The organism is Spirochaetota bacterium (assembly GCA_004297825.1).
In the GTDB taxonomy this organism is placed as follows: domain Bacteria; phylum Spirochaetota; class UBA4802; order UBA4802; family UBA5368; genus FW300-bin19.
Map to the genome: position 1 here is coordinate 20,366 of SCSX01000088.1, position 9,182 is coordinate 29,547.

The following is a 9,182-nucleotide window of genomic DNA, read 5'->3' on the forward strand; positions in this document are numbered from 1 at the left end:
CTTGCGGCGTTCCGCCGCCGGAACGCCCGGATCGTGGTTAAAAGATGTCAATGGGCCCCTCCATTTCCCCGTCAATGAACTGCCGGGCGAATTCGTTTCCCCGGGAGAAGAAATCCCCCGTCGCCGCGCGGCAGGCGATTTTCCCCCCGTACATGAGCGCGACCGAATGCGATATCTTGCGCACAACTGCCAGGTCATGGGTGACCACGATGGAGGTCGTCCGGTACGCACGGGTGATTTCCAGGATAAGGTCGGCAATCGAGTCCGAGAGTATGGGATCCAGCCCCGCGGTCGGATCGTCGTAGAGTATGACCTCCGGGTTGAGGCACATGGCGCGCGCGAGTCCCACCCGTTTCTGCATGCCGCCCGAAAGCTCGGAGGGAAGCTTTTCCTCGCTCCCGCCCAGTCCCACGCGGGAGAGCGATTCGGTCACCTTTCGCACTATATCGTCCTCCGTCTCTCCGCGCCTCCTCAGGCCGAACGCCACGTTGTCGAACACGTTCATGGAGTCGAAGAGTCCCCCTTTCTGGAACACGTACGCCAGGGTGAACGGGGGACGCGATCCCCGCTCCCCCGCGCGCGGAACGTATCCCCTCATGTCGAACCCGTCGATGAGGATGCGTCCCTCGTAACCCGCGACAAGACCCGCGATGGTCTTGAGCAGCACCGATTTCCCGCATCCGTTCTTGCCGAGCACGGCCATGAGCTCGCCGCGCTCCACCTCGAGATCGATGCCGTCCAGCACCGTGCGCCCGTCGAATCCCACCGCAAGTCCCGTCACCGCGATCACTGGTATTTCCGCTCCCTGTAGCTGCGAATGTCCGCGAGGATATTCAGGTAGGATTCGTACCGGTCCTCGTGGATATAGCCCTCTTCCAGCAGATGCTTCACCGCGCATCCCGGTTCGTGGTCGTGGGTGCACGGAATGAACTGGCATTCTTTTCCCCGCTCGCGGAACTCGTAGAAGTATTCCCCCGCCAGGTGGGGCTCGATATCCATGAGCCCGAATTCGCGCAAGCCCGGTGTGTCTATGATCGAGGTATCCCCGCCGGTGTAGACGACTTCAACGTTGGTGGTGGTATGCCTGCCCTTCCCCGTGCTCGGCGAAACCTCCGCGACCCTGAGGTCAAGGCCCTTGTAGAGCTTGTTCATGAGGGTGGACTTCCCCACGCCCGAATAACCCACCAGGAGCGAGGTCTTCGTGTCCAGCATCTCCTTCAGGAATTCCAGGTTTTCGCCGTTGAGTGCGCTCACCATCACGACGTCTATGGGCGCGTTTGCGTAGTACTCCCCGACGTAGTCGACCGTCTCCTGGTCCGCCAGGTCCGCCTTGTTGATGCAGAGCACCGTCGCGATGCCCCCCACGGCACCGCGTACCGAGAGCCGGTCGACGAACCGGAGGTTCAGGCCCGGCTGGCGGAACGACTGTATCACCACGATCTGGTCGATATTGCTCGCGATGATGTCCTCGCGCTTGTTGCGGCCCTTTTCCTTGCGCGAAAACACGGTCTTCCGGGGAAGCACGTCGTGAATGGTGCCGGACTGGGGATCCTGGAGCTCGAACTCCACCATGTCTCCCACCGCGACCGGATCGCTGAACCTGCCCAGGTCTTTCCTCTGGCGCAGCTTCCCCCGCAGCACGCAATTCACGCTGCCCCCGTCGTGCCGGACCAGGTAATACAGCCCGTAAACCTTTATGACCTTGCCCGTCACCGGGCCTTCAGCCCGTATCTCGTTTTCATACAATAACTATACCCGGGAACCCCGCCCCGTGCCAACCATTTAATTGGAAATACGGCACGGGGGGCGTCTCCATACCCCGATGGCCGTTCACCACGCGGCATACCGCATGTTCAACTGAATTCAAGGATTGGGGGGCCGATGCGCGATTCGGCGTAAAAAAAATCTAAAGTTTTTCTATGCCCGCGCCGATAGTGATACTACAAGGTTAAATATGGTAATTCCCTCCCGAATTACAACTATATTTAATTCTTGGCACTGCGCGTAAGTTTTTACATGGAAGGCAGAATAGCCGCCCAGCTATTCTGCCTTTTATCTTTTTTCGGATCCCCCTTCCGGCAGCTTCTCGAGCGCGACCGGCGTAAATCCCCTGATATCGCCCACCACGTATCCAAGGTTCCCAAGCCTCTGCACCTCGAAGGTAACCAGGTATTCCGCGCCTTCACGCGCGTTGAGGAGCATCGAGGCGAACGCCTCATCCTTCATCCGCGGGGCGATATCGAACTCCAGGTCGTAATTCTTCCTGTCGTAAAACACGATCTTCCTGAAAATGTAGTCCACCAGCTTGAGCTTGAGCCTGAGCGTGATCGTTTTCCCCTTCCAGGAATCCATCTTTTCCGCGAGCTCACCAAGCGTGATGTTCTCGTAGGCCCCCGCCGGGCCCGGCACGCCGGTCAATGCGAATAAAAGCATGCACAGTGACACCAGTCGCTTCATTAACTGCCTCCCGCCGGAATTTCTGAAATGGTACGCGTGCGGCGGGCGCGCTTCAATCACAATTCGCCCCGTGAACGCAAAAACGCCGATTAATCCTTGACATTCGCCCAATTTCTGAACACGTTCATTTTTCACCGTGCAGTATATCGGACCATCACCGGGGAAACGCGCGGCGCAGGCCGGTTCCCAGGGACCAGGAGACACGCCATGAGAAGCGATTTGATGAAGAAGGGACTCCAGAAGGCGCCACACCGTTCGCTCTTCCGCGCGACCGGCCTCACCGACGAGGAGCTTGCGCGTCCCATCATAGGCATCGCGAACTCCGCGAACGAGATCATACCCGGCCACATCCACCTGGACTCGCTGGTCGCCGCCGTGAAAAAGGGCGTGATCGCCGCCGGGGGAACGCCGCTCGAGTTCTCCACGATTGGCGTGTGCGACGGGATCGCGATGAACCATTCGGGCATGAAATACAGCCTGGGCTCGCGCGAGCTCATCGCCGACTCGATCGAGATCATGGCGATGGGACACCCCTTTGACGGCCTGGTCCTGGTCCCCAACTGCGACAAGATCATACCGGGCATGATCATCGCCGCGGTCAAGATGGACATCCCCGCTATCCTCGTGAGCGGCGGCCCCATGCTTGCGGGCCGCCTCCACGGGAAGGTCGTATCGGTTTCCAACATGTTCGAGGCGGTCGGGAAGGTCGCGAAGAACCTCATGTCGCCCGACGAGCTCTACGAGCTCGAATGCGCAGCGTGCCCGGGCGCAGGCTCCTGCGCGGGGCTCTTCACCGCGAACTCGATGAACTGCCTCTCGGAGGCCCTGGGGCTCGCCCTCCCCTACAACGGGACCATCCCCGCCGTCATGGCCGACCGCATACGGCTCGCCAAGGCGGCAGGGGGTCAGATACTCGAATTGGTCAAAAAGAAAATCACCCCCCGCACAATCGTGACGCGCAAGGCGATAGAGAACGCCCTGGCGGTCGACATGGCCATCGGCGGATCGTCGAACACGGCGCTGCATATCCCCGCGATCGCGCATTACGCGGGGATAGACCTCACGCTTAAGGACATCAATCCGATCTCCGAAAAGACGCCGCACCTGTGCACCCTCTCGCCCGCTGGCCCGCACCACATGGAGGACCTGCACGACGCGGGCGGCGTCCCCGCCGTCATGAACGAGCTCCTGAAACACGGGCTCCTGCATCCCGGCTGCATGACCGTCACCGGCAAGACCGTGGCGAAAAACGTGGAGGGCCGCGAGATCGAGAACCGGGAGGTCATACGGCCCGTCGACAAGCCCGTACACCGGGACGGGGGACTTGCGGTCCTCACCGGTAACATCGCGCCGGACGGCTGTATCGTCAAGCAGGGGGCAGTGGATCCGACCATGCTCAGGCGCAAGGGCACGGCGCGCGTGTTCACCTCCGAGGAGGACGCCGTGAAGGCGATCATGGCAGACAAGATCGCAAAGGGCGACGTCGTAGTCATCATCTACGAGGGTCCGCAGGGCGGGCCCGGCATGAGGGAGATGCTCACGCCCACCTCCATCATCGCGGGAATGGGCATGGACAAGGACGTCGCGCTCATCACCGACGGGCGCTTCTCCGGCGCCACGCGCGGGGCCGCGATCGGCCACATCTCGCCGGAGGCTATGGCGGGCGGTCCCATCGCGATCGTGCGCGACGGCGACATTATCGAGATCGATATCCCAGGAAAGTCGATAAACGTGAAGCTTTCGGACGCGGAGATTAAGGAGCGGCTGGCAAAATGGAAGGCGCCCAAACCCAAGATTACGAAGGGTTACATGGCGCGTTACGCGAAGCTGGTAAGCTCAGCCGACAGGGGCGCGGTGTTTGAGTCGTAGGGGGATGCCGCCGCCTCACGGCCACGGCGTCCAGTCCCCCCAGTTCTTGAGGTAATGGTCGTAGGCGCCCACCTTCTCTTTGTTCACGAAAAGGTAGTCCCTGGTCTTCTGCACGATCTCCTGCTCGGCCTCAAGGCCGAGCTCCCCGAGGAGCACGCGGGTACGCAGGAACACGAAGTAGGTGTCCAGCACGTCCTGTATGCAGTAATCGTTGATCTCCTTGAGCTTCCCCTGCCGGTGCATCTCGTGCACCTGGTCTCCGCTCGTTTCGGTCTTGCCGGGTTTGCCCAGGGCCTTCGCGAGGAGGTTGAGCCCCCCGTTCATACGCACGGCGTTGTAGTTCGAAAGCCAGTCGTGCAGGTCGATATGCCTGGTCCCGAAACGGAAGCGCGTCCCGAACTTGTCCCTCATGTGGCGCTTGACAGTGAGGCCGTACCGGAAGGCCATCAATTCGAGCAGGGGTATATCGAACCCCCTGCCGTTGAAGCTCACAAGCGCGGCCTCGCCGTAGAGTTTCTCGGTGCCGTGCCAGAAGAGGCGGACCATCTCGCGCGCCCGGTGCTGCGGGGCGTCCAGGGAGACCACCTCTACCAGGGAAAAGTCGCCCCGCACCTTCGCCACGCAAATCGATACCGGGTACTGGAACGTGACCGGGATGAATTCCGACATGCCCCCTGAATTCGCCAGGAGCTCCTTCTGGAACGCGGCGACCGCCTCTTCCTCGGAGATATCTTCCCCGGGATGGCGCACCATCTTGATGAGCCTGCCGTCGGGAACGGACTCGATGTCGAACACGAGGTACTTTACGTCGTCCTGGGGCTGGGGCTGGATTGCCATTTTACATCCTTCCTTATCGTTCTGGGGCCGTGCGCATAATAGGAAAGCGCGGATTTGAATCCGCGCCTTCATGGTTCGTTACGGGGCTGATATCGGCGCAGCCTATTTCTTGAATTTCGCCTCGAGCTTGGTGATGTAATCCTTGATGAAGGGATCGGTCTCGGTCTCCTTGGCCTTCTGAAGGGCGTCGATAGACTTCGTCGAGCCGATGCGGGAAATCGCGAGGATCGCGCTGTAGCGGACGTCGGCGTCGCTGTCGCTCACGAGCGCCTTGTTGAGCACGTCCACGGATTCCTCCTGCTTGATAAGGCCCAGGGCGATGATCGCGTACATGCGCACCTTCTGCCGGCTGTCCTGCTCAACCAGGCGCGAGAGCTCGGGAACGGCGCCCTTCTCCCCTTCCTTGCCCAGCCAGTCCGCCGCCTCGATGATCGTTTTCTCGTCCTTGCTCGCAAGGTCGGATATATACTCCTGCGCCGTCTTGGCCTTCTTCGCGTCCTGCGCGAACACGATACCGGTGGCGAATACGCATATTATCAGGATCATGAATAGCTTTTTCATCACGTACCTCTGTGGTTTAGTATTTGTGGCTCACATTACGGCGTCCCGGAGGGACGCCGTGGATACATCCCATGGCTGAGTGTGCCGTGGTTCGGAATTAATGTCAATTCTTTTATTTCGGCTGTTCGCGGACGGCATCATCCGCCCCCCGCATTCTGCTTGACGAAACGTCCAGGTCGTGCATCCTCTTTTTCGGGCGACCGCTGCGACGATTTGCGCGAACCCGTACGCCGCACCCCATCCACAGGCCGGGCATGAGCATGGACCATGATTCGTTCGACGGGGCCGCAAGAAACGCATTCAGCCGCCGCTCGCTTTTAAAGATCCTGGGCGCCTCCGCCGCTGCCGCCTGCGCGGACCGGTTGTCGCCCCTCGCGCGCCTTGCCCGCGCCGACGCGCGCCCCAATATCATTTTCATTCTTGCCGACGATCATCGATGGGACGCCCTTGGGTGCATGGGCCATCCCTTCATCACGACGCCGCATCTCGACCGGCTTTCGCGCGAGGGGGTGCATTTCACCAACGCATTCACGACCACCTCCCTGTGCAGCCCGTCGCGCGCGAGCTTCCTCACGGGCCAATACGCCCACGCGCACGGCGTCCGGAACAACCTAACCCCCTGGCGGGACGAGAACGTCACCTTCATGGAACTATTAAAGAACGCGGGGTACGATACCGCCTTCATCGGGAAATGGCACATGCCGGGCGAAGGGCTGCCCAGGCTGCGCGGTGTGGACCGGTTCGTGTCGTTTACCATCCAGGCGGGCCAGGGCCGATATTTCGACTGCCCGCTCTATATCGACGGCGGGTATTCCGAGCGCCCGGGCACATACATCACAACCGACCTCACCGATCTCGCGATCGACTACGTATCCGCGCCCCGGCAGAACCCATTCTGCATGTACCTGTCACACAAGGCGGTCCACCAGCTTTTCCTGCCGCCTCCGGATCTCGATCACCTCTACGACAACGTGGACCTGAAGCTTCCCCCCGAGGCGGACAGCTGGGTCACCTACGTGCGCGGCATGGCCTTCGCCGGCACGGTCGGCGCGATGGAGGGCTATTACCGGAATTACTGCGAATGCGTGGTCGCGCTCGACCGCGAGGTGGGGCGGCTCCTGGACACGCTCGACCGGACCGGGCTTTCCCGGAATACCGTGGTCGTCTACGCGGGCGACAACGGCTTCTTCTGGGGCGAACACCGTCTCGCCGACAAGCGCTGGGCCTACGAGGAGGCAATCCGTATCCCCTTTATCGTGCGGCATCCCGGCCTTGTCCCCGACCCCGGCAGGCGGGCGACGCAGATGGCCCTGAATATCGACCTGGCCCCCACGCTGCTCGAGCTCGCCGGCGTGCCGGTTCCCGCGAACATGGAGGGCCGGAGCCTGGTCCCGGTGCTCCGTTCCGCCGCGGCGCCCGGCCGGAAGGCCTGGCTCTACGAAAACTTCAAGGAATTCCCCTACCGGGTGCCCGAGATACGCGCCGTTCGGACCGATTCGCACATCTACATGGAATATGGCAGCCGCAGGAAGCCCGAACTCTACGACGTGATCGCGGACCCGCGCGAATTCAACAACCTCATGGACACGGCCGAAGGGGACCGGCTCCTCCCCGCACTGACCGCAATGCTCGCCGATCTCAAGGAAGGACGTGAACCGCTATGAGCGCTCCCGTCGGAATTGAACGGCAGTCGTTCGTGCGAAGGGCGGTGATACCCGCCGGCATAGTCATGGGAGCAAGCGCTTTCGCGTACGCGGCCTATTTTTCTTCATCGCTCTTGTGGCCCCCCGCGTTTCACCGGCCGTTCGCCTTCGTCATGGGGCTTGTTCTCTTCATCCTGATCGGCTTTGGTCCCCTGATCGCCTACCCGCTCGCCTATTTCAGGGGGGCAAGCATCGCCGAACGCATGGGCGCGTCGCTCGCGACAATCATCGCCTGGATCGCCGTCGAGCTCTCCCTGGTGAGCGAATTCTTCACGCTGGGTGAAACGCTCTACTACGGGCTCAGCTCCGCGTTCGCGATCACCGTTATCAGCGCGTTCGCCCTGATGGGAATCTGCGAGATGATCTGCCGGAAGGTGCGCGCGCGCCGCACGGGTGAAATGGTGCGGATCGTGACACCCGCCCCGGTCATCGCGATCATGGCCGGGATTGTCGCGGTTTTAGTGATGCTCGTATGGGGGATCGGGGAGCACTGGTTTTATATCTATATCGAGGGGTACCGGTTGATATTTCATTGAGGGGGAACCCGAACCCGTAGAGACGTCCCGCCGGGACGTCTCTACGGGTTCGGGTTCCCACAGGCTAATGAAAGCGCATCGGCCCCCCCGATTTTTAAAATACCCCAAATATTTGTTTGACAGGAACGCTTATCGGGAAAGGATAATCCATCCTTTAACTATCGGCGGGTGCACGGTACTATGGTCCAGAACAACAGCGACAGTGAGAGCTTCGAAAGCCTCCTGAATGAATCCCTCATGCGTCAGGACAATTTCTCGGTGGGCGACGAGGTCACCGGGAAGGTGGTGCAGCTGACGGGCGACAGCGTCTTCGTCGACATCAGCGGAAAGAGCGAGGCGATCATCGAGCGCGGCGAGCTGGCGGACAAGGACGGGAACCTCACCGTAAAGCTGGGGGACACGATCAAGGCATTCATCGTCGCCATGCGCGGCGGCGAAATCCGGCTCACTGCCCGGATTGGCAAGGGCTCCGCGAACCTGGATCTCATCGAAAAGGCGAAAGAGTTCAACATACCGGTTGAGGGTACCGTGACGACCGTCGTGAAGGGCGGATACCGCGTTTCCGTATCCGGCATCGAGTGCTTCTGCCCCCTCTCCCAGATGGACGTCAAGGGACCGGCATCGCCCGAGACCATGCTGCACCGGTCGTTTTCCTTCAAGGTGACCCAGATCACCGAGCACGGGCGCAACATCGTGCTCTCGCGCCGCCAGCTCCTGGAGGAGCGCCAGCGCGAGCGCGAGCAGGAGCTTCGCGCGACCCTCAAGGAGGGCGCGCTCGTCACCGGCACGGTCTCATCGATTCAGAAGTTCGGCGTATTCCTGGACCTGGACGGGATGGACGCCCTCATACCCCGCACCGAGCTCTCGTGGGCGAGAAACGCGGACCCTGCGTCCTTCGCGCCCGGCCAGACCCTCACCGTCAAGGTGCTTTCTATCGACTGGGAGGCGCGGAAGTTCGTCCTGAGCCTGCGGCACGCGACCCAGGAACCCTGGGAGCGTATCGGCGAATACTCCGAGGGGCAGCAGGTGACCGGGAAGATCACGAACATCATCAAGAGCGGCGCCTTCTTCGAGCTGGAACCGGGAATCGAGGGCTTCATCCCGGTATCGCGCATGAGCCTCACCCGGCGCGTCAACCGCCCCGAGGACGCCGTCGCGATCGGCTCCACAGTGACCGTGAACATCATCGAGATAAACCGCGAGGCGAAGAGGATTTCCC

9 protein-coding genes are annotated in these 9,182 nt (G+C 61.3%); 4 read left to right on the plus strand and 5 right to left on the minus strand.

The features are described 5' to 3' along the window. Positions 1 to 37 precede the first annotated feature (37 nt). From EPN93_19600 to EPN93_19610, 3 genes are all read right to left on the minus strand, one after another. Positions 38 to 937: an ATP-binding cassette domain-containing protein gene (locus EPN93_19600; protein TAL30460.1), complete on the minus strand. Its 900-nt coding sequence runs from the start codon at positions 935 to 937 to the stop codon at positions 38 to 40. After that, positions 787 to 1,746 carry a ribosome small subunit-dependent GTPase A gene (gene rsgA, locus EPN93_19605; GenBank protein ID TAL30461.1) on the minus strand — a complete coding sequence of 320 codons (960 nt, stop codon included), beginning with the start codon at positions 1,744 to 1,746 and terminating at the stop codon, positions 787 to 789. The genes EPN93_19600 and rsgA overlap by 151 nt, the downstream gene beginning before the upstream one ends. Before the next feature lie 306 nt (positions 1,747 to 2,052). Continuing rightward, positions 2,053 to 2,457: a hypothetical protein gene (locus EPN93_19610; protein ID TAL30462.1), complete on the minus strand. Its 405-nt coding sequence runs from the start codon at positions 2,455 to 2,457 to the stop codon at positions 2,053 to 2,055. Between the two features lie 207 nt (positions 2,458 to 2,664). On the opposite strand from EPN93_19610, the gene ilvD reads away from it, so the two are divergent. Continuing rightward, positions 2,665 to 4,326, plus strand: coding sequence for a dihydroxy-acid dehydratase (gene ilvD, locus EPN93_19615; protein TAL30463.1), 1,662 nt, complete (start codon positions 2,665 to 2,667; stop codon positions 4,324 to 4,326). A 15-nt stretch (positions 4,327 to 4,341) separates the two neighbouring features. Here the strand turns inward: ilvD and EPN93_19620 are convergent, their stop codons facing one another. Then, positions 4,342 to 5,235: a 3'-5' exonuclease gene (locus EPN93_19620; GenBank protein ID TAL30464.1), complete on the minus strand. Its 894-nt coding sequence runs from the start codon at positions 5,233 to 5,235 to the stop codon at positions 4,342 to 4,344. Between the two features lie 30 nt (positions 5,236 to 5,265). Further along, a complete protein-coding gene (locus EPN93_19625; protein TAL30465.1) occupies positions 5,266 to 5,724 on the minus strand; it encodes a HEAT repeat domain-containing protein in 459 nt (152 codons plus the stop codon). Positions 5,725 to 5,978: 254 nt separating this feature from the next. Between EPN93_19625 and EPN93_19630 the strand changes: the two genes are divergently transcribed. The 3 genes from EPN93_19630 to EPN93_19640 form a co-directional block, all read left to right on the plus strand. Further along, complete coding sequence (locus EPN93_19630; protein TAL30466.1) at positions 5,979 to 7,388, plus strand: DUF4976 domain-containing protein; 1,410 nt, start codon at positions 5,979 to 5,981, stop codon at positions 7,386 to 7,388. After that, complete coding sequence (locus tag EPN93_19635; protein ID TAL30467.1) at positions 7,385 to 7,963, plus strand: hypothetical protein; 579 nt, start codon at positions 7,385 to 7,387, stop codon at positions 7,961 to 7,963. Before EPN93_19630 ends, EPN93_19635 begins: the two co-directional genes overlap by 4 nt. A gap of 180 nt (positions 7,964 to 8,143) precedes the next feature. Continuing rightward, positions 8,144 to 9,182: S1 RNA-binding domain-containing protein (locus EPN93_19640; GenBank protein ID TAL30468.1), on the plus strand; the 1,039-nt coding region annotated here is incomplete at its 3' end.